This is a genomic window from Amycolatopsis sp. NPDC104819, assembly GCF_055583145.1.
In genome coordinates, this window is record NZ_JBVJON010000020.1 from 1 (window position 1) to 18,256 (window position 18,256).

General features: G+C 69.5%; 19 protein-coding genes. 9 read left to right on the top strand and 10 right to left on the bottom strand.

Annotation, left to right across the window (positions count from 1 at the left end; translation table 11 throughout):
- Positions 1-107: 107 nt before the first annotated feature.
- The 4 genes from ACZ63E_RS42100 to ACZ63E_RS42115 form a co-directional block, all read right to left on the bottom strand.
- Positions 108-320 carry a hypothetical protein gene (locus tag ACZ63E_RS42100; protein WP_465341922.1) on the bottom strand — a complete coding sequence of 71 codons (213 nt, stop codon included), beginning with the start codon at positions 318-320 and terminating at the stop codon, positions 108-110.
- 217 nt (positions 321-537) lie between these two features.
- Complete coding sequence (locus tag ACZ63E_RS42105; protein ID WP_465341923.1) at positions 538-1,026, bottom strand: glutathione peroxidase; 489 nt, start codon at positions 1,024-1,026, stop codon at positions 538-540.
- A gap of 14 nt (positions 1,027-1,040) precedes the next feature.
- A complete protein-coding gene (locus ACZ63E_RS42110) occupies positions 1,041-2,546 on the bottom strand; it encodes a 1,4-alpha-glucan branching protein domain-containing protein (protein ID WP_465341925.1) in 1,506 nt (501 codons plus the stop codon).
- Positions 2,543-3,316: a class I SAM-dependent methyltransferase gene (locus tag ACZ63E_RS42115; protein WP_465341926.1), complete on the bottom strand. Its 774-nt coding sequence runs from the start codon at positions 3,314-3,316 to the stop codon at positions 2,543-2,545. The genes ACZ63E_RS42110 and ACZ63E_RS42115 overlap by 4 nt, the downstream gene beginning before the upstream one ends.
- A 53-nt stretch (positions 3,317-3,369) precedes the next feature.
- Here ACZ63E_RS42115 and ACZ63E_RS42120 point away from each other — a divergent pair, with 53 nt between their 5' ends.
- Positions 3,370-3,795 carry a hypothetical protein gene (locus tag ACZ63E_RS42120; RefSeq protein WP_465341928.1) on the top strand — a complete coding sequence of 142 codons (426 nt, stop codon included), beginning with the start codon at positions 3,370-3,372 and terminating at the stop codon, positions 3,793-3,795.
- Here ACZ63E_RS42120 and ACZ63E_RS42125 read toward each other — a convergent pair.
- A complete protein-coding gene (locus tag ACZ63E_RS42125) occupies positions 3,773-4,618 on the bottom strand; it encodes a DegV family protein (RefSeq protein ID WP_465341929.1) in 846 nt (281 codons plus the stop codon). The two genes, ACZ63E_RS42120 and ACZ63E_RS42125, sit on opposite strands and share 23 nt — an antisense overlap.
- 244 nt (positions 4,619-4,862) lie before the next feature.
- On the opposite strand from ACZ63E_RS42125, the gene ACZ63E_RS42130 reads away from it, so the two are divergent.
- The 4 genes from ACZ63E_RS42130 to ACZ63E_RS42145 all read left to right on the top strand — a co-directional run bounded on the left by ACZ63E_RS42130 (position 4,863) and on the right by ACZ63E_RS42145 (position 8,452).
- Entirely contained in the window at positions 4,863-5,648 is a 786-nt protein-coding gene (locus tag ACZ63E_RS42130; RefSeq protein ID WP_465341930.1) for an electron transfer flavoprotein subunit beta/FixA family protein, read from the top strand.
- Between the two features lie 29 nt (positions 5,649-5,677).
- Positions 5,678-6,637, top strand: coding sequence for an electron transfer flavoprotein subunit alpha/FixB family protein (locus ACZ63E_RS42135; protein WP_465341931.1), 960 nt, complete (start codon positions 5,678-5,680; stop codon positions 6,635-6,637).
- 157 nt (positions 6,638-6,794) lie between these two features.
- On the top strand, positions 6,795-7,577 hold the full coding sequence (locus ACZ63E_RS42140) for a GNAT family N-acetyltransferase (RefSeq protein ID WP_465341932.1): 783 nt from the start codon (positions 6,795-6,797) through the stop codon (positions 7,575-7,577).
- A complete protein-coding gene (locus ACZ63E_RS42145) occupies positions 7,574-8,452 on the top strand; it encodes a lysophospholipid acyltransferase family protein (protein WP_465341933.1) in 879 nt (292 codons plus the stop codon). The genes ACZ63E_RS42140 and ACZ63E_RS42145 overlap by 4 nt, the downstream gene beginning before the upstream one ends.
- 117 nt (positions 8,453-8,569) lie before the next feature.
- On the opposite strand, the gene ACZ63E_RS42150 is transcribed toward ACZ63E_RS42145, so the two are convergent.
- Positions 8,570-9,472, bottom strand: coding sequence for an NADP-dependent oxidoreductase (locus ACZ63E_RS42150; protein ID WP_465341934.1), 903 nt, complete (start codon positions 9,470-9,472; stop codon positions 8,570-8,572).
- A 157-nt stretch (positions 9,473-9,629) separates the two neighbouring features.
- On the opposite strand from ACZ63E_RS42150, the gene ACZ63E_RS42155 reads away from it, so the two are divergent.
- The 4 genes from ACZ63E_RS42155 (at position 9,630) to mnmA (ending at position 14,682) form a co-directional block, all read left to right on the top strand.
- Positions 9,630-10,913, top strand: coding sequence for a helix-turn-helix transcriptional regulator (locus ACZ63E_RS42155; RefSeq protein WP_465341935.1), 1,284 nt, complete (start codon positions 9,630-9,632; stop codon positions 10,911-10,913).
- 44 nt (positions 10,914-10,957) lie between these two features.
- A complete protein-coding gene (locus ACZ63E_RS42160) occupies positions 10,958-12,325 on the top strand; it encodes an MFS transporter (RefSeq protein ID WP_465341936.1) in 1,368 nt (455 codons plus the stop codon).
- Between the two features lie 64 nt (positions 12,326-12,389).
- Positions 12,390-13,586: a cysteine desulfurase family protein gene (locus tag ACZ63E_RS42165; protein ID WP_465341937.1), complete on the top strand. Its 1,197-nt coding sequence runs from the start codon at positions 12,390-12,392 to the stop codon at positions 13,584-13,586.
- Between the two features lie 4 nt (positions 13,587-13,590).
- Positions 13,591-14,682 carry a tRNA 2-thiouridine(34) synthase MnmA gene (gene mnmA, locus ACZ63E_RS42170; protein ID WP_465341938.1) on the top strand — a complete coding sequence of 364 codons (1,092 nt, stop codon included), beginning with the start codon at positions 13,591-13,593 and terminating at the stop codon, positions 14,680-14,682.
- Between the two features lie 7 nt (positions 14,683-14,689).
- Here the strand turns inward: mnmA and ACZ63E_RS42175 are convergent, their stop codons facing one another.
- The 4 genes from ACZ63E_RS42175 to ACZ63E_RS42190 all read right to left on the bottom strand — a co-directional run bounded on the left by ACZ63E_RS42175 (position 14,690) and on the right by ACZ63E_RS42190 (position 18,182).
- Positions 14,690-15,970 carry a DUF222 domain-containing protein gene (locus ACZ63E_RS42175; RefSeq protein ID WP_465341939.1) on the bottom strand — a complete coding sequence of 427 codons (1,281 nt, stop codon included), beginning with the start codon at positions 15,968-15,970 and terminating at the stop codon, positions 14,690-14,692.
- Between the two features lie 230 nt (positions 15,971-16,200).
- Positions 16,201-16,653 carry a GNAT family N-acetyltransferase gene (locus ACZ63E_RS42180; RefSeq protein WP_465341940.1) on the bottom strand — a complete coding sequence of 151 codons (453 nt, stop codon included), beginning with the start codon at positions 16,651-16,653 and terminating at the stop codon, positions 16,201-16,203.
- 10 nt (positions 16,654-16,663) lie between these two features.
- The gene (locus ACZ63E_RS42185; RefSeq protein ID WP_465341941.1) at positions 16,664-17,065 is read right to left on the bottom strand and encodes a GNAT family N-acetyltransferase; all 402 of its coding nucleotides are present in this window, start codon (positions 17,063-17,065) and stop codon (positions 16,664-16,666) included.
- A gap of 73 nt (positions 17,066-17,138) precedes the next feature.
- A complete protein-coding gene (locus ACZ63E_RS42190) occupies positions 17,139-18,182 on the bottom strand; it encodes an MBL fold metallo-hydrolase (protein ID WP_465341942.1) in 1,044 nt (347 codons plus the stop codon).
- Between the last annotated feature and the right edge of the window lie 74 nt (positions 18,183-18,256).

Below are 18,256 nucleotides of genomic sequence, written 5' to 3' on the forward strand. Positions count from 1 at the left end.
CCCCCCCCCCCCCCCCCCCCCCCCCCCCCCCCCCCCCCCCCCCCCCCCCCCCCCCCCCCCCCCCCCCCCCCCCCCCCCCCCCCCCCCCCCCCCCCCACGACCGGGACCTAGAGGTGCAGCCAGAGGCCGAGGTGCAGGCCCAGGATGTGGATGTGCCCGTGGTGATGGTGGTGGCCGACGCACAGCAAGCAGTGGCGAGCCTGGCTCGCCGCGTCGGAGGACGGCGCGGCCGACGCGGTGCCCACCGCGGGGCCGGCCAGCAGCAGCCCGAGTGCCACCGGGAACGCGGCCAGCGCGGCCCGTCGCCTGGAGATAGTCATCCCATGATCCCTTCTCCGCACTTCGGCGCCGGAATGGCGTCGTGAAAAGTATTCGGTGCGGAGCGGGGAAAACGGCAGGCTGATCACCCGTGATCCGCCCGACCGGATCATGGAAATCATTTTCGGTACTGTTTCCGTGGTACCCGGATGGCCGCAGGAACCCGCCGATCCGGTGAATTCCGGGAAAGGCGGGGGACACGAGGTCCCCCGCCCCGTGTCACGCCGGCAGCGCGGCTTCGATGGCCTTGACGACCGCGTCGTCCTCCGGCTCGGTGCGCGGCCGGAACCGGGCCAGAACCGCACCGTCGGCGCCGATCAGGAACTTCTCGAAGTTCCACTGGACGTCGCCGGACTCGCCGTCGGCGTCCGAGGTCTTGGTCAGCTCCGCGTAGAGCGGGTGCCGGTCCTCGCCGTTGACGTCGATCTTCTCGAACAGCGGGAACGTGACGCCGTAGGTCGTCGAGCAGAACGTCTGGATCTCCTCCGCGCTGCCCGGCTCCTGGCCGGCGAACTGGTTGCACGGAAAACCGACCACGGAGAAGCCCTGGCCGCCGAAGCGTTCCTGGAGCCGTTCCAAGCCCGAGTACTGCGGGGTCAGGCCGCACTTCGAGGCGACGTTGACCACGAGCAGCGCCTTGCCGGTCAGCGCGCCCAGCGAGCTGTCCTGGCCGTCGAGGGTCTTGAGCGGAATTTCGTGGATCCCCATCCGGTGAGTCCCTTTCAATCGTGCTTCAGCGCCCGGGCGTCGAGGTGCCCGAACGGTCCGTCGTCGGAGCGGTAGGCGGCCGCCAGCTCCTCGGCTCGTGCGCGGTCGCCGCGTCGCAGCAAATTGGCCAAGGCGTCGAAGCGCTCGGTGTGCACCGCCGCGCGGCGCCGCGCGTAGTCGGCGGCGGAGTCCTTGGTGACCATGAACGCCCAGTCGCTCTCGAGCGCCAGCATCGCCTCGGCGGCGGCCTGGTCGGCGACGGTGTCGCGGGCCGTGGTCGCCAAACCGGCAACAAGGTCGAGCAGTCGCCGCTGCAACGCTGTGTTCGCGGCCACCATGTCCTTGACCTGCTCGCCGTCCCAGACGCGCCAGTCCTTGCCCGACCCCCACGACGACGCCGGGAGGTCAATGGGCTCGCCGACGTGCCCGGCTTCGGCCGCGCCCTTCAGCGTCGTCACCTGGACCCCGGCCTCGGGCAGCGCGCGCAGCACGCCTTCCAGCCATGCCGGTCCTTCGTGCCACCAGTGTCCGAACAGTTCCGTGTCGTAAGCGGCGACCACGAGCGCCTCGCGCCCGTGTTGTTTTTTGAGCGAACGGAGCCGCGTCACCACGGTGTCGACGAAGTCCTTGACGTGCAGCCCCAGGATGTCCGCGGCCAGCGACGGGTCGTACGGCGCCTTGTCCGCGGGCTCGACCGACTTGCCGGTGACCCGCGACGCCTTGAGCCCGACCTCGTGCGCCCAGGTGTGGAAGTCGCGGTATGCGGCGTGGCCGGGGTAGCCGGCCTTCGGTGACCAGACCCGGTAGGTGACTTCGAGGTCCCGGCCGAACGCGAGGACATCGGTGTCGCCGACCGGCCGCGCGGCGAAGGTCTCGCCGCGCAGCGAGGGGCCGTCGACCAGGAAGCGCCGGACGCCCGCGGCCGCGTAGTCGTTTTCCATACCAGGCGCGTAGCCGCACTCCGGCGCCCAGATTCCCTCGGGCCGCGACCCGAGCCGCAGCGCCGTGTCGGCGAGACCGGCGTTCAGCGCGAACTCGCGGACCCGCGGGTCGAGCAGGGGCTGGAACGGGTGGGCCAGCGGCCCGCCGAGGAGTTCGATCGTCGAATTTTCGACCAACGACCGCAAGATGGGGGAGAAGCCGTGGCGCCAGCGCGTGCCGAGCTCGTCGGCCGCACGGACCGCGGTCCGGTACTCGGCCGCCGCGAGCTCGCGCAACAGCGGGTCGCCTCGCCACAGCGTCGACGCGTGCTGGGCGCGCAGCTGCCAGTTGCCGAGCCAGTCATGGCAGGCGCGGATGCTGTACGGGTCGTCGAGCTGCGCGGCGAGCACCGGCGTCACGCCCAGGGTCAGCACCTCGCGGCGGCCTTCGGCGGCGAAGCGCTCCAGCAGGTCGACCATCGGCAGATAGGAGTGCGCCCAGGCCTGGTACAGCCATTCCTCGCCGACCGGCCAGCTCCCGTGGTGCGGCAGCCACGGCAGGTGGCTGTGCACGACCAGGCAAAAGGTGCCTTCGCTCATCGGCGCACCGCCAGGGCGACCAGGTCGAGGCTCGCGTCGAGGTGTTCGCCGTGAATGGTGAAGCCTGTCGCCTCGATCGCGGCGACGTCGGCGAGCAGCGCCGGCGGCCAGACGGCCTGACCCGGCAGGGAGCCCATGACCACGTCGAGCTGGGCTTCGATGATCGAACCGCCGTACCGCTCGTCGAGCGTGCGCACAGCCTCGCCGTGGTGCAGGCCGTGCAGGGTCTCGACCTCGAAACCCGCGTCGGTGAGGAGCCCGGCCAGCTCCGCCGGCGCGAGCTCGCGGGTGTGGAAGGGGTTCAGCGGCGTGTCGCTGTCCGGGGTGAACGTCAGCCGGTTCGGGGTCGTGACCAGCAGTTTTCCGCCCGGTTTGAGCACGCGCCGGCATTCGGCGAGGAACCCGGCCTGGTCCCACAGGTGCTCGATGACCTGAAAATTGGCCACGACGTCGACCGCGGCGTCGCGCACCGGCAGGAACGCCAGGTTCGCCCGCGCGACGCCGACCTCGGGGTAGCGGCGGGCGACGTGCTCGGTGGTCGGCACGTCGTAGTCCAGCGCGAGCACCCGGCGGGCCGTCGCGGCGATGAGCCCGGCGCCGTAACCCTCACCACAGCCGGCTTCGAGCACCGTCGCGTTCGCGCAAAAAGGGACGAGAGCGGCGTACGCGGCTTCGTGGCGCCTGAACCAGTAATTTTCCTCGGGGATGCCGGGGACGGTCCGTTCGCCGGTCAGGTGCAGCGCCTCGGCCCGGGTGGCTGGGGTGGTCACCTCCGCGACCCTAGCGGTTGTCACGTCCGGCCCGGCCGTGTCGTTCCGTGGTCATGCAACGGACAATCACCCGCGTTCTGCTCGTCCTCTTCGGCCTGATCGAGGTCCCGATCGGGCTGTGGCCATTGATCACACCAACCGGCTTCTACCAGGACTTTCCCGGCGTCCGGACGGGCTGGGTCTCGATGGACGGCCCCTTCAACGAGCACCTGCTGCGCGACTTCGGCGGGCTCAACCTGGCGCTCGCGGCGACGCTGATCGGCGCCGCCGTGATCGGCACCACAGCCGCGGCCCGGCTGGCTTCGGTCGCGGCACTGCTCTACGGCGTGCCGCACTTCTTCTACCACCTCGGGCACGTGTCGCATTTCGAGACGATCGACCAGGTGCTCATCATCGCGTTGACGGGGCTGACCGTGCTGGTGCCGCTCGTCCTCCTGGTGGTGCCCGGACGCCGGGTCAGTACACCGGCGACACCGTGATGCCGAGCGCGCCCGGGCCGAGGTGCGCGCCGATGACCGTGCTCGCTTCGACGACCATGCTCTCGGCCATCGCGGGCACCCGGCGTTCGATCTGCCGGCCGATCTCGAGCTCGTGGTCGCTCGCGCCGAACCGGGTCACGGCGATGTCGGCGCGGAAGCCGCCGGACTTCTTGACCGCGAGGTCGACCATCTTGGCCAGGGCCCGTCGCGTGCCGGGGACGCGGGCCAGCGGCGCGACCTCGCCGTCCTTGACCGTGAGCAGCGGCTTGATCGAGAGCGCCGTGCCGACCATGGCCTGCGCGGCGCCGATCCGCCCGCCCCGGCGGAGGTACTCCAGCGTGTCGACGTAGATGAACTCGGTGCTGGTGAAGCACCGGCGTTCGGCGGCTTCGATGACGCGGTCGGCGTCCGCGCCGGCCGCGGCCGCCCGGGCCGCCGACACGGCGGCGAAGCCGAGGCTCATGCCGGTGGTGCGGCTGTCGAGGACGTGCACGGGGATGCGGACCTGCTGGGCGGCCTCCCGGGCCGCGCGGACGGTGTCGGACATGCGGCCGGAGATGTGGACGCTGACGATCGCGGTCGCGCCCGAGGCGGCCGCTTCCTGGTAGGTCCAGAAGAACGCCCCCGGGTCCGGGGGCGAGGTGGTGATCATCTGCCCGGCTCTCATCGCGTCGATCACCTCGCCGCGTTCGAAGCGGTTTTCGTCGTCGAAATGACCACCCATGTTCAGCTGGATCTGGACGACCCCGATGGCCCAGCGGGAGGCGACGAGGTCGGGAAGGCAGGAGCTCGAGTCGGTGATGACGGCGATGCGCGCGGGCATGGTGCGGGAGGTTAACCCCTAACGACCTACTGCGAGTAGGCCGTAGTTGGTCCGATCGGACGAACGGCGGTTCGGGTGGGGTAACCGGTCGACTACCGGGACGATGGTCCCACTAGATTGCGCATCCAGGTGAATGGCGTCACCTCGGCGGGTCCTGGCGGCCGAATGCCCCTAATCTACCGGCCAGTAGAGCACTGACCCGTGGTGCTTCCGCGGGCCACAACCGGGAGGTCGAAGAAGACCCATGACCAACATCGTCGTCCTGGTCAAGCAGGTACCGGACACCTACTCGGAGCGGAAGCTCAACGGGTCCGACCACACCCTTGACCGCGAATCCGCCGACGCCGTCCTCGATGAGATCAACGAGAAGGCCGTCGAAGAAGCGCTGAAGATCAAAGAAGCCGGCGAGGGCGAGGTCACCGTGATCTCGGTGGGCCCGGACCGCGCGACCGACGCCATCCGCAAGGCGCTGTCCATGGGCGCCGACAAGGCCATCCACGTCTCCGACGAGGCGCTGCACGGCTCCGACGCCATCGCCACCGCGAAGGTCATCGCGGCCGCGATCTCCAAGGTCGAGGGCTACGACCTGATCATCGCCGGCAACGAGTCCTCCGACGGCCGCGGTGGCGCCGTCCCGGCGATCCTCGCCGAGCTGCTGGGCCTGCCGCAGGTCACCTACGCCCGCGAGGTCACGGTCGACGGCTCGACCATCAAGGCGACCCGCGAGACCGAGGACGGCCTCACCCACCTCGAGGCGAACCTGCCCGCGGTGGTCAGCGTCGGCGAGAAGATCAACGAGCCGCGCTACCCGTCCTTCAAGGGCATCATGGCCGCGAAGAAGAAGCCGGTCGAGACGTTCACCATCGCCGACCTGGGTGTCGACGCGGGTGAGGTCGGCCTGGCCAACGCGTGGTCCACGGTGACCGAGTCCTCGCCGAAGCCGCCGCGCACCGCCGGCGAGAAGGTCGAGGACGAGGGTGACGGCGGCACGAAGGTCGCCGAGTACCTGGTCGGCCAGAAGCTCATCTGACAACGGCTCTTCGAGGAGGATCCAAGAACATGGCTGAAGTACTCGTCCTCGTCGACCACGTCGACGGTGAGGTCAAGAAGGTCACGCTCGAGCTGCTGACCGCCGCCCGCGCGCTCGGTGAGCCGTCGGCCGTCGTCGTCGGCCCGACCGGGACCGCCGCCAAGGCGAAGCAGGCGCTGGCGTCGCACGGCGCCGCGAAGGTGTATGTCGCGGAAGGCGACGACGCCGCGAACTACCTGGTCACGCCCAAGGTGGACGTGCTCGCCGCGCTGGCGCAGCAGGCGTCCCCGGCCGCGGTGCTCGTCACCGCCAGCGGTGAGGGCAAGGAGGTCGCCGCGCGGCTGGCCGTCCGCCTGGGCTCCGGCCTGATCTACGACGCCGTGGGCGTCAACGGCGACGGCGTCATCGACCAGTCCATCTTCGGTGGCGCGTTCTCGGTCAAGTCGAAGGCCGCGAAGGGCGCTCCGGTCGTTTCGATCCGCCCGGGCGCGGTCGAGGCCGAGCCCGCCGAGGGCGCGGCGGCCGAGGAGACCGTCGAGGTCCCCGCGGTCGATGCGGCCAAGTCCACCAAGATCACCGGCGTCGAGCCGGTGACCGGCGGTGACCGGCCGGAGCTGACCGAGGCCTCGATCGTGGTCTCCGGTGGCCGTGGTGTCGGCTCGGCGGAGAAGTTCGACGTCGTCGAGAAGCTGGCCGACTCGCTCGGCGCGGCCGTCGGCGCGTCGCGTGCCGCCGTCGACTCCGGTTACTACCCGGCGCAGTTCCAGGTGGGCCAGACCGGCAAGACCGTGTCGCCGCAGCTGTACATCGCGCTCGGCATCTCCGGGGCGATCCAGCACCGCGCCGGCATGCAGACGTCGAAGACGATCATCGCCGTCAACAAGGACGCGGAGGCGCCGATCTTCGAGATCGCCGACTTCGGCATCGTCGGCGACCTGTTCAACGTGGCGCCGCAGCTGACCGAAGCGGTCGAGAAGCGCAAGGGCTGACTGTACGTCCGAAGGGCCTTCCGGGTACGCCCGGAAGGCCCTTCGCGCGTCTCTGTGACCTGAGAGAAGCCTGAGAACCCGCAATTAACTGAACGTGCACTAATCGGTCATCGGATGGCACTCTCCGCGGTTTCCTCCGCGCAGGTAAACCTTGACCATGACGACGTCACAGCTTCTCGTCAGCACTGATCAGGCGGGTGCCGAGCTCCCCGCGGACGCCCCCCGGTACTCCCTCCTCGTCGCTCACGCGAACGAAGAAGTGGTCGCGGCGCAGAAGCTGCGTCACCAGGTTTTCGCCGAGGAAATGGGCGCGCGCCTGCACTCCCCGCAGCCCGGGCTCGATGTCGACGAGTTCGACCAGTTCTGCGACCACCTCGTGGTCCGCGACGACAACACGGGCGAGATCGTCGGCTGCTACCGGATGCTCCCACCGGAACGCGCCGCCCAGGCGGGGAAGCTGTACGCCGACAGCGAGTTCGACCTGAGCGCGCTCGACAGCCTGCGGCCGCACCTGGTCGAGACCGGCCGGTCGTGCGTGCACCCGGACCACCGCAGCGGCGCCGTCGTCAGCCTGGTCTGGGCCGGCATCGCCCGCTACATGCTGCTTTCCGGCCACCGCTACCTCGCCGGCTGCGCGTCGGTCCCGCTGGTGGACGGCGGTTCGTTCGCCGCCGGCGTCTGGGACGTCCTGCGCACCAAGCACTACTCGGACGAGGCCACGCGCGTCTCGCCGCTGATCCCGTGGGACGCGTCGGGGATCGAACGCCCCGCTCGCTCGATCCTGCCGCCGCTGATCAAGGGCTACGTCCGCCTGGGCGCCAAGGCCTACGGTCCGCCCGCGCTCGACGCCGACTTCGGGGTCGCGGACTTCTTCGTCGTGCTCGACCTGCACAACGTCGACGAGCGGTACCTGAAGTTCTTCCTCGGGGTCCAGGTATGAGCCACGCCTGGATGCCGACGTCGCCCTGCGGCGACGGCTGCCTGACCGAAGGCGACCCGGTCGTCGGCTTCCCGCGACGGGTGCTGCGCTTCACCGCGGCGATCCTCGTCGTGCTCGCGGCGCTGGCGACGGCGCCGCTGCTGCTGGTCTCGTGGGGCCGCGAGTACCGGGTTCGGTTGATCTTCCAGAGCGTGCTGCGGGCGTTCGGCGTCCGCCTGGACATCCGGGGCGGCGCCGACTTCCGCACCGCGCCGGCCGGGCGTGGCGCGCTGGTGGTCAACAACCACATCTCGTGGCTGGACATCGTCGCGATCAACGCGCTGCGGCCGATGCGCGCGCTGGCCAAGAAGGAGATCGCGAGCTGGCCGGTGCTGGGCGTCCTGGTCCGTCGCGGCGGCAGCATCTTTCTCGACCGCGAGCGGTTGAAGACGCTGCCCGCGACGATGACCGAGCTGGCCGAGGCGCTGCGGTCGGGCTCGCTGGTGAGCGTCACCCCGGAGGGGACGACGTGGTGCGGCCTGGCCTCTGGTCGATTTACAACCGCGACGTTCCAGGCGGCCATCGACGGCGGTGTCCCGGTCCGTCCGATCGCGCTGCGCTACCGCCTGGCCGACGGCCGCGAGACGAGCCGTCCGGCGTTCATCGGTCCTGAGTCGTTGATCGCGTCGCTGCGGCGGGTCGCGTCCCTGCGCGGCCTGGTGCTGGAGGTCCATATCTGCCCGGAGATCGCCCCGGGCCGGGCGGAGACCCGCCGCGAACTGGCGGCTCTCGCCGAATCGGCCGTCCATTCCGCGCTGGGCACGGTCCAGATCCCGGCCCAGCAGCGCCGCCGGGCCCCGCGGCCCGCACCTCTGGCTTCGCCTCCCGCGAAGTGATCCGGGCCCGGTCGCCGCGATCCGGCGACGGGCCCGGGTTGCGGTTCTTCCGACGACGGGCCTGTCATCGTGGGATGACAGGCCCGTTCGCGCGTGTTGCCGAAATCCGGCGAACGCTCAGCTCACGGTGAGCGTGAGCTTCCCGCCGGGGTGCCCGCCCTGGCTCTCGGTCTGCGCGGCCGCCGCTTCCGCCAGCGGGTAGCTCTTGCCCTGCGCGATGCTGACGCCGCGGTCGGTCACCCAGCCGGCGATCCCGGTGAGCACCTCGCGCGACTGCTCTCCGCCGCTAGAGAAGGTGACGCCCAGCTCGAACGCGGCGGCGTCGGCGATGGTGATGATCCGATCTTTGGTGCCCCGCAGCTCGACGGACCCGGGCAGCACCCCGTGCCCGGCGGCGTCGAAAACGGCGTCCACCGGTCCGGCCCCGGCTTCGCGGACCCGCTCGACCCAGCCGTCGCCGTACAGCACCGGCACGACGCCGAGCGACTTCAGGTCGTCGAGGCTTCGGCTTCCGCCGGTGCCGATGACAGTTGCCCCTTGGGCGACGGCCACCTGCGCGGCGAACCGGCCCACCGTGCCGCTGGCGCCGTGGATCAGCAGAGTGTCGCCTTCGCGGACCTCAAGCAGTCCGAGGACGCGAAGCGCGGTCTCGCCGGCGACCGGCAGCGCGGCCGCGTCCGCCCACGACAGGCTCGCGGGCTTCGGCGCGAGCGTCTTCGCCAGCGCGTACTCGGCGTAGGCACCGGTCTCGGACCAGCCGAAGACCTCGTCACCGACGGCGAACTCCGCGCCCTCGCCCGCGGCGTCGACGACTCCGGCCACCTCGAGACCGGGGGTGTGCGGGAAGGAGACGCCGAAGTTCTGCTGCATGGCGCCGCTGCGGATCTTCCAGTCGATTGGGTTGATGCCGGCGGCCCGGATGGCCAGCCGAACCTGGCCCGGACCGGGCTCCGGCACCGGCACCTCGGACAGCTGCAGGACGTCCGGCCCGCCGTAGGCGGAGAAGGTGATCGCTCGCATGGTGTTTCGGTGCTCCTCGTTCGGTGATCTTCGGTGTTCGAATGTCCTCCTCAGCGAGTCAACCCGCCGGACGGGCCCGCCGAACCACCCGGACGAGCAGTGTTCACTAGCCGGACGAGCAGGCCGTCCCGAGCGGAGTCCGCCTACCTTTGACGGCATGGATGCTTCCTGGTCGGATCCGCGACACGTCTTGGGCATCGTCGAGCGGCTGCTGTCGGCTCCACGGCCTCAGCTGCTCCACCGGTTCTCCGCCGAGCTGGGCAAGCTGATCCCGCACCACGCGGCCGCCATGCAGACCGGGGACTGTCCCCGCAGCCCGATCAAGGTCGTCGGCGACGAGACGATCGCCCGCGCGGTGACGAGCGTGGAACTGCAGCGGCTGGTCGAGCGCAGTGAGCCGGGCCGGGCGCTGGTGCTGGACGGCGTCCTCGGAGGCGTCGAACGGCGTCTCGTCCTGCTCTCTTCGACGCCGCCTGTCGGCAAGGGCGCCGTGCTCGCGGTCGTGCCGGAGAGCTCGGAGCTGCCGCCCGCGGAGCTGGAGCTGGCCGGGCAGCTGTGGCACATCCTCAGCACCGACGCGGGCCAGCGCGCGACCGACCCGGGCCCGGACATCCTGGCCAGCAACCTCGCCGCGGCCACCGCACGAGCCCAGGCGATCACCGACCTGGGCCAGACCCACGCGGCCACCCTGACCACGCTCCTGGCGGTCCTCCGCTCGGGACGGCTCTCCGACACCGTCGCCCGTCGCACCGCTGTCGACCTCGCTGCCGACGCGTTGCTGGAGCTGAAGGGTGTCGTCGATCGCGACCAGGCCCTGTCCGCGGAACAGGCGGGCGCGGCCTTCGCGGTGCTCAAGACCCAGCTCGCCGACCTCGTGCGCCACACCGACGTCGACGTCGACCTCGTGGACCCGATCGGCGACGCATCCCTCCCGCAGGACATCGCCCACACGGCGCGGACCCTGACCCGCGGCCTGGTGCTCGCGGCTTTGGACCGTTCCGCGACCACGCGCCTCCGAGCGTCCTGGCGGCCGGACGGATCGGTGCTCCGGATCACCGTCCGCGACGACGGTCCCGAGATCGCCGACGCGGTCCCGGCCCGGGGCCTGACCGAGCGCCTCACGACCCTCGGCGGCCATTGGGAGGTCGACGCCGTGCCCGGCTGGGGCACGACGGTCACCGCGGTCCTCCCGCTCGGCGTCGCGGAGCCGCCGGAGCTGCGACCCCTCGACCGGCTCAACCCGCGCGAGCTCGAGGTGCTGTCCGGAATCTCGCAGGGCCTGCGCAACCGGCAGATCGCCGAACAACTGCAGCTCAGCGAGCACACGGTCAAGTTCCACGTGCGCAACATCCTCGACAAGCTCGACGTCAGCTCTCGCGGCGAGGCCGCCGCGCTCGCCCGTGACCTGCGGCTGGAACCGGTGACGCACCGCTCCGCCTGAACCGGCTTGACCTCCAGCGGGCTGGAGGTTGCACGCTTCGGATCATGACCTCGACGATCGACTCGGCCCCTGGTCGCCGAAGTGTGCTGTGGAGCGCGGAACACCGGCTGACGACGATCGCGCTGCTGCTCGTGGTCACTTTGGTCGCATTCGAGAACATGGGCGTCGCGACGGCGATGCCGACGCTGGTCGCCGAGCTCCATGGCCTGTCGCTGTATTCGTGGCCGTTCACGATCTTCCTGATCTCGAGCGTCGTGGCCACGGTGCTTTCGGGCCGGATCGGCGACCGCCGCGGCCCGTCCCCGGCGTTGCTTGCGGGTCCGGTGCTGTTCGCGGCCGGCCTGGTCGTCGCGGGAACGGCGACCGGGATGCCGACGTTCCTCCTCGGCCGCGCGCTGCAGGGCTTCGGCTCGGGTCTGCTCCTGGTCTCGGTCTCACTCCTGATCGCATTGACGTTCACCGACCACGAGCGCCCGGTGATCTACGCGGCGAACGCCGCGGCCTGGGTCCTGCCGGCGGTCATCGGCCCCTCGGTGGCGGGAGTCCTGACGGTGAGCGTCGGCTGGCGCTGGGTCTTCCTCGGCCTGGTCCCGCTCGTGGTCGCCGGTGTGGTCATGCTGGTGGTGGTCGTCCGCCGGCTGCCGACGCACACGCCCGCCACCGACGGTCCCCGCGCGAGCGTGCCCCAGGCGATCATCGCCGCACTCGGCGTGGCGGCCCTGACCTGGGCGGCCCAGCACCAGTCGCTGCTCGCGCTCGGCTACGGCCTCGTCAGCCTCGTGGCCTTGGGCTACGCGCTCCGGAAGCTCCTGCCGGTCGGGACGCTGTCTTCACGCCCCGGCCTGCCGACGGTCGTCGCCTCGCGCGCACTGATCGCCGGCGCGTACGCCGGGATGGAGGCGTATTTGCCCCTGACGATGAGCGCGGTCCACGGCTACAGCCCGGCCCTCGCCGGCCTGCCGCTGACGATCACAGCGTTGGGCTGGTCCGCGGCATCGGCGGCCCAGGGCCGGTTCCTCAACTGGTCGCGCGAGGCGTCCTTGCGAACGGGGTTCTGGCTGGTCGCGGCCGGGCTGGTGCTTTTCGGGCTGGTATCGCAGCCCTGGTTCCCCGGCTGGACCGCGTTCGTGGCCTGCGCCGTCGGCGGCGCAGGCATGGGCATCGCGATGCCGGCGATCTCGGTTCTTCTGCTCCGCTACTCACCCGAAGGTGAGCGAGGCTTCAACACCTCGGCGATGCAGCTCGCCGACTGGGTGGGCTCGGCGCTGCTCATCGGCCTGGGCGGCGTCCTGCTGGGTGTCGTGGGCTCGGTCTTTGCCCCGTCCCCGGCGATGGCCCTGCTCACGACGGCCTTGGTGGCACTCGCGCTGCTGGGCGTCCGGCTGACGGGGCGGTGGCCGTCAAAGGTGTGACAGCCCACTTCTCGGGTCAGGGTGGGCTTCGTCACGCGCTGGAGCGGACTACCCTGAAGGGGCGATGACCTATCTCGACCACGCGGCGACCACTCCGATGTTGCCCGACGCCATAGCGGCGATGACTGAGGCGCTGTCCACCGTGGGCAACGCCTCGGCGCTGCATTCTTCGGGCCGCCGAGCCCGCCGCCTGGTCGAAGAAGCCCGCGAAACGATCGCTGAGGCGCTCGGCGCCCGCCCCTCCGAGGTGATCTTCACCGGCGGCGGCACCGAAAGCGACAACCTCGCGGTCAAGGGCATCTACTGGGCCCGCCACGACGAGCAGGAGCAGCGCCGTCGCATCCTGTGCGGTGCCGCGGAGCACCACGCGGTGCTCGACACCGTCGAATGGCTCGAATCCCACTCCGGCGCCGAGGTCACGCTGCTGGAAGTGGACAGCCAGGGCCGAGTCTCACCCGAGGTGCTCCGCGCCGCGATCGCCGCGGACCCCGAAACCGTGGCGCTGGCAACCGTGATGTGGGCCAACAACGAAGTCGGAACGATCAATCCGATCGCCGAACTCGCCGCGGTCTGCGCCGAATTCGACATTCCGCTCCACACCGACGCGGTCCAGGCTGTTGGCGCGGTTCCAGTCGACTTCGCGGCGAGCGGTACGGCGGCCCTCACGCTGACCGGACACAAGCTCGGCGGTCCGTTCGGGGTGGGAGCCCTACTCCTCGGACGCGACGTGACCTGCGTGCCCGTGCTGCACGGCGGAGGCCAGGAGCGAAGCGTCCGTTCGGGCACTCTCGACGTCCCGGCCATCGCCGGCTTCGCGGCTGCAGTCCAGGCCAGCGTCACGACCCAAGCCGAATACGCGAAGCGCCTTGAGGAGCTCCGAGACGGGCTCATCGAGACCATCCAGCGCGAAGTCCCCGACGCCGTCCTCAACGGGGGAACCGGCGAGCGGCTACCCAGCCATGCCCACTTCACGTTCCCCGGGTGCGCCGGCGACAGCTTGCTGATGTTGCTCGACGCCAAGGGCATCGAATGTTCGACGGGATCGGCATGTACTGCTGGAGTCGCCCAGCCAAGCCACGTGTTGCTTGCCATGGGTGCCGACCCGGCGGCGGCTCGTGGTTCTCTCCGTTTTTCTCTCGGGCACACGTCTACCGCCGCGGACATTGATGCAGTGGCGGCCGAGATCGGCGGAGTCGTCACGCGCGCCCGTCAGGCAGGCCTGGCCGGGATGCGCAAGCAGACCCAGAAGCAAGAGGTGTAAGGCAATGCGGGTTTTGGCCGCGATGAGCGGAGGAGTGGATTCGGCGGTCGCCGCGGCACGCGCGGTCGACGCCGGACACGACGTTGTCGGCGTGCACTTGGCGCTGTCGGCCAAACCAGGCACCTTGCGGACCGGATCGCGCGGGTGCTGCACCATCGAGGACTCGCACGACGCACGGCGAGCGGCCGATATTCTCGGAATCCCTTTCTACATCTGGGATTTCGCCGAGCGGTTCACCGAAGAGGTCGTCGAGACCTTCATCGGCGAATACGCCGTCGGTCGCACGCCGAATCCGTGTGTCACCTGCAACGAGAAGATCAAGTTCGAGGCTCTGCTCGAAAAGGCGATGGCGCTCGGCTTCGACGCGGTCGCGACGGGCCACTACGCGCGCCTTTCGGTCGTGGACGGCGTGCCCGAGCTACGCCGAAGCGTGGACAGTGGCAAGGACCAGTCCTACGTGCTGGCCTCGCTGACCGCGGAGCAGCTCAGCCACGCCATGTTCCCCCTGGGCGACTCGTGGAAGACGGAGGTGCGGGCCGAAGCGGAGCGACGCGGCCTGTCCGTCGCCAACAAGCCGGACAGCCACGACATCTGCTTTATCCCCGACGGCGACACCAAGAAGTTCTTGGAGAACCGCCTTGGACAGCATCCGGGCGAGCTCGTGGACGCCGAAACAGGCGCAGTGCTCGGTCGGCACACCGGGGTGCACGGCTTCACGGTCGGGCAGCGCAAGGGCCTCGGAATTGAAGCTCCGGCACCGGACGGCCGTCCTCGTTACGTTCTCTCGCTCGAACCGGTCTCCGGCTCCGTCAAGGTCGGCTCCGCAGCTGGGCTTGGCGTCACCGCGATCGAAGCCGATCGGGCGATCTGGCCGAGTGGCCGGCCGCTGACCGAGCCGACCGAGTGCGTGGTCCAGGTCAGGGCGCACGGAGGCATCGTCGATGCGGTTGCCGACGTCGACTCCGAAACGATGTCGGTGCACCTACGTGAGCCACTGCGCGGAGTCGCGCCTGGCCAGGTCGTCGTTCTCTACCGACCGGACTCCGAAAACGGGGACGTCGTACTCGGCAGCGCGAAGATCTCGAGCACACGCTGACGCTTGGTCACCTCCGTGGCTTCCTGCGGGCCTTGTGGGCACGCCGTCGGCCGGAGTGCATCGACGGCGGTGTTGTCGAGTGCACTCGGCCGCCTGGTGTCGCGACGTTCACGGTGCCGTCAGGGGCGACTGCGTAGTCCCAGTCAGGCTGGCCCTTGAGCTTGCGGTGTCGTGAGCAGTAGGTGACGGGCTGAGCCGCGACCTCGTCTGGCTCACCTTGCGCGCGAGTCGCCTCGATCCCGCAACTCTGTGCGGGACGTGTGCATCCGGGCTGCCGGCACTCCCTGTCCCGAACCCGGATGAACTCGTCGTGCGCCGGAGTGAGTGGGTAACGCGTGGGTGAAAGCTCCAGCGCCTGGCCGTTGCGTGGGTCGGTCAGAACTCGCCGCAGCGTCGTGTCGGGCCCGCTGATGATGCGGCGAGCCACTGGAGCTGCGATGGGTCCGCGCCCCGCCAGAGCCGCCGGCGACTGGTTCAGGCCGAGATAGGTTGCCAGGTCGATGTGCAGGAACACCTCGGTACGCTCACTCGGGCCGCCGGTGCCGCTGAGCAGCAGGTCGATGGCAACGTCTGCTCGGAGCTGGTCCAGCGTTCGGGACTCGTCCGGAGTCTTCAGTGCCCGCGCGGCCCGGTCGATGCGGGCGTAGGCGGCCGTCGCTTTGTCAGTCGGTGCGTTGTTGACCGACACATGGGTCACGCCGGTGTCCTGGTGATGCAACGCGAGCCGTCGCTCGTTGAGCCTTCGTTCGTTGCGGAGCGCAGCTCCTTCCGGGTCTGCTTTGGCGGCTGCATAAGCCGCGGCTCGGCGAACTTGGGTCGCGTTCCGTCCCGGAACCCGGTCCTCGAGCATCGCGTCGACGATGCGCAGGTGATCTCCGGACAACCATGACGTCGCATCGGTGACCTTCATGGCGCGGTAGAGGTCGAGCCTCCCGCTGTCCATGAGGTTCAGCATGCGGGGAAGGCGTGCGATCAGTGCGGTTGCCGCGGAAACGATTGCGCTGGCACGGTGTTCCGTGACGGACAACGCGAGAGCCACTTCCGAGGCTGCGCTGGGCGCCCGTCTTCTGCGCACACTCAGGTCCGCGATCGCCCGTAGCTGAAGGGCCTGCAGCTTGGAGATCTCCGCGTCGGTGTCTCGGATGACATCGACGACTTCCTCGTCTTTCATGCGCTGCAACGCATCCGGCTCGGCGCGAACCGATCTCAGTGTGCCCGGAAGCATGTCGTGCGGATTCTGGGATGCCGTAGGAGGGGTGAGCTTGCGGACTGGTTGTGAAGGGATCATGAGCGCGACCGTACGGCGATTCGCAAGAAAAGTCACCGAGGTTCGGAAGAAAGGGTGACGGAAGGGCGCGAACGGCCCTTTCGCGCCCTCCGCGACTTGACGTACTCGAATTGATTCGGGATCGTTCGCGGATGCGCGCGAGTGCGCTGTCGATTCCGAAGGAGGCTCGATCCGAATTATGTCCGATGTAGACAGACGGAAAACGTATGGGGTATCGAGAATTCAGCTGCTCAGAGCTTGAGCTTGAAGCCGGTGTGGCTCGGCTCGAAACCGAGGCGCTCGTAGAAGCGGTGAGCCTCCGTCCTGGAGACGTCCGAGGTGAGCTGCACGAGTGCACATCCGCGGCGTCGAGACTCGTCGATCGCCCACTGCATGAGATCCCCGCCGAGTCCGGAGCCTCGGTGGTCGGAGCGGATCCGCACTGCCTCGACTTGGCCGCGGAGTGCCCCACGCCTGGCCAGGCCGGGAATGATCGTCAGTTGAAGGGTTCCGACAGCTTCGCCGCCGGCTACGACGACCATCAGAAGCTGGTTCGGATCTGCGTTGATCTCCTCGAAGGCTCGCAGGTAGGGGGCAAGGTCTGCGGGATCGTCGCGGGTTGCGCCGAGCTGGTCGTCGGCCAGCATTTGCACGATCGCGCCGATGTCGTCCCGCTGCGCCCTGTGGATGGTGTAGTCGGTCACGGCGTCAGTATCACAGGGCGCGGGTGAACCCTTGGTAGCTGTGTGAGAAGCCGAAGCGTGCGTAGAAGTCTCGCAGGTCGGCGCGGGCGAGCCCCGAATCCAGATGGAGCCGCGTGCAGCCTCGCCGGCGAGCTTCGTCGATTCCCCAAGTCAGGAGAGCGCTGGTGACGCCACGCCGGACAGCGCGAATGCCTTCGAGCAGGCCACGCGTGGCGCCTTCCCAGGCGAGTCCTCGCAGCACGGTCAGTTGGGCCGTCCCCGCGACGCCGTTGTCGTCCTCGGCCACGACGAGCGTGACGTGCGGCGTGGTGATGAGCTCTCGAAGCGCGGCTGCCAACGGCTCACCCGGTGCGCCGAACAGGCGCACGAGCGCCTCGATGTCCGTTGCGCGGGCACGTCTGATGACATCCATTTCGCCCAGTATGCAGGAAGCCGGTCGAGAGGTGTAACTGCGACGAGTCGGCTACCCGGGGTGGTCGAGTTGCTCAGGGCATCGAGTAGTGCCGAACACCGTCGACGGCTTGCGTGGTCAGTTTGCCCTGGGACACCAGCAGGTCGAGGTGTGCCGCGGTCTCCAGGACGGCGAGCGTCTGGTTGAACGAGTCCATTTCGGACAGTTTGCGGTTGCGGCGGGTCCAGCCGATCCGGTGTGCGGCTTCGAATGCGGTGCTTGCGCCGGCCGCGATCTGCGAGCCCATCGTCTCGAGGCGTTGCCGGTGATGCTCCAGCAGCTCGTCGACCCGCGTGTGCACGCTTTCGGACACGGGACCGTGCGCGGGAAGCATGCGGCGATCCGGCATGGCGCGCACCAGGCGAAGCGAGGCGATGAAGTCGTTGAGCGGCAACTCGGCCGGGACGGGCTGGAAGCCGATCGAGGGTGTGATGTGCGGCAGCACGTGATCACCGGAGAACAGCAGGCCGGCGGTCTCGTCGACAAAAACGACATGCCCGGTGGTGTGACCGGGAGTGGCGACGACGTCGAACTCACGTCCGGGCAGGATCGGGCGAGGTCCCGGAGTCAGCCACTCGTCGGGCGCCTCCCAGAGGTCGGCCTCCGTGTGTCGCCGATTCGTTCCGAAGTCGCGAGCCAACGCGTCGACGACTTCGCCCGCGCCGGCCTGGAACAGGAGGTCGATCTGGGCTTCCATCGGAAGCCGGTCGGGATTGCCCGAAACCTTGAGTGACGGCTCTTCGTCCTGGCCGAGGGCGATCTTCGAGCCGAACTCCCGGCGAAGGACGACAGCTTGGGAGTAGTGGTCACGGTGCACGTGGGTGACGAGGAACTCGCTGACGTCGCCGAGCTCGGCGTTGATGCCGGTGAGGGCGTCCGCGAGCTGTTGCCGCGCTTCGGCCAATGCCCAGCCCGAGTCGACAAGGACCAGCTTCTCGCCATCAGTGACCGCGTAGACGTTGACCGCGCGCAGGCCGTCGTTGGGCAGCGGCAACGGGATCCGGTAGACGCCGGCGGAGACCTCGTAGATTCCGGGCTCGGTCCAGTTCCTGTCGCTGCTTTCCGGCAACGGTTCCACGGTGACCTCCGTCCCGGCGAGACTTCGGCGTCCCGGCCTTTCTTCACCCTGAGCCGTGCCGGGCCCCCTGTCCA

What these genes read in the sequence shown, in the direction of transcription:
- ACZ63E_RS42100 (WP_465341922.1), bottom strand. Translation starts at nt 320, where the DNA reads ATGACTATCTCCAGGCGACGGGCCGCGCTGGCCGCGTTCCCGGTGGCA.
- ACZ63E_RS42105 (WP_465341923.1), bottom strand. Translation starts at nt 1,026, where the DNA reads ATGGGGATCCACGAAATTCCGCTCAAGACCCTCGACGGCCAGGACAGC.
- ACZ63E_RS42110 (WP_465341925.1), bottom strand. Translation starts at nt 2,546, where the DNA reads ATGAGCGAAGGCACCTTTTGCCTGGTCGTGCACAGCCACCTGCCGTGG.
- ACZ63E_RS42120 (WP_465341928.1), top strand. Translation starts at nt 3,370, where the DNA reads ATGCAACGGACAATCACCCGCGTTCTGCTCGTCCTCTTCGGCCTGATC.
- ACZ63E_RS42125 (WP_465341929.1), bottom strand. Translation starts at nt 4,618, where the DNA reads ATGCCCGCGCGCATCGCCGTCATCACCGACTCGAGCTCCTGCCTTCCC.
- ACZ63E_RS42130 (WP_465341930.1), top strand. Translation starts at nt 4,863, where the DNA reads ATGACCAACATCGTCGTCCTGGTCAAGCAGGTACCGGACACCTACTCG.
- ACZ63E_RS42135 (WP_465341931.1), top strand. Translation starts at nt 5,678, where the DNA reads ATGGCTGAAGTACTCGTCCTCGTCGACCACGTCGACGGTGAGGTCAAG.
- ACZ63E_RS42140 (WP_465341932.1), top strand. Translation starts at nt 6,795, where the DNA reads ATGACGACGTCACAGCTTCTCGTCAGCACTGATCAGGCGGGTGCCGAG.
- ACZ63E_RS42145 (WP_465341933.1), top strand. Translation starts at nt 7,574, where the DNA reads ATGAGCCACGCCTGGATGCCGACGTCGCCCTGCGGCGACGGCTGCCTG.
- ACZ63E_RS42150 (WP_465341934.1), bottom strand. Translation starts at nt 9,472, where the DNA reads ATGCGAGCGATCACCTTCTCCGCCTACGGCGGGCCGGACGTCCTGCAG.
- ACZ63E_RS42155 (WP_465341935.1), top strand. Translation starts at nt 9,630, where the DNA reads ATGGATGCTTCCTGGTCGGATCCGCGACACGTCTTGGGCATCGTCGAG.
- ACZ63E_RS42160 (WP_465341936.1), top strand. Translation starts at nt 10,958, where the DNA reads ATGACCTCGACGATCGACTCGGCCCCTGGTCGCCGAAGTGTGCTGTGG.
- ACZ63E_RS42165 (WP_465341937.1), top strand. Translation starts at nt 12,390, where the DNA reads ATGACCTATCTCGACCACGCGGCGACCACTCCGATGTTGCCCGACGCC.
- mnmA (WP_465341938.1), top strand. Translation starts at nt 13,591, where the DNA reads ATGCGGGTTTTGGCCGCGATGAGCGGAGGAGTGGATTCGGCGGTCGCC.
- ACZ63E_RS42175 (WP_465341939.1), bottom strand. Translation starts at nt 15,970, where the DNA reads ATGATCCCTTCACAACCAGTCCGCAAGCTCACCCCTCCTACGGCATCC.
- ACZ63E_RS42185 (WP_465341941.1), bottom strand. Translation starts at nt 17,065, where the DNA reads ATGGATGTCATCAGACGTGCCCGCGCAACGGACATCGAGGCGCTCGTG.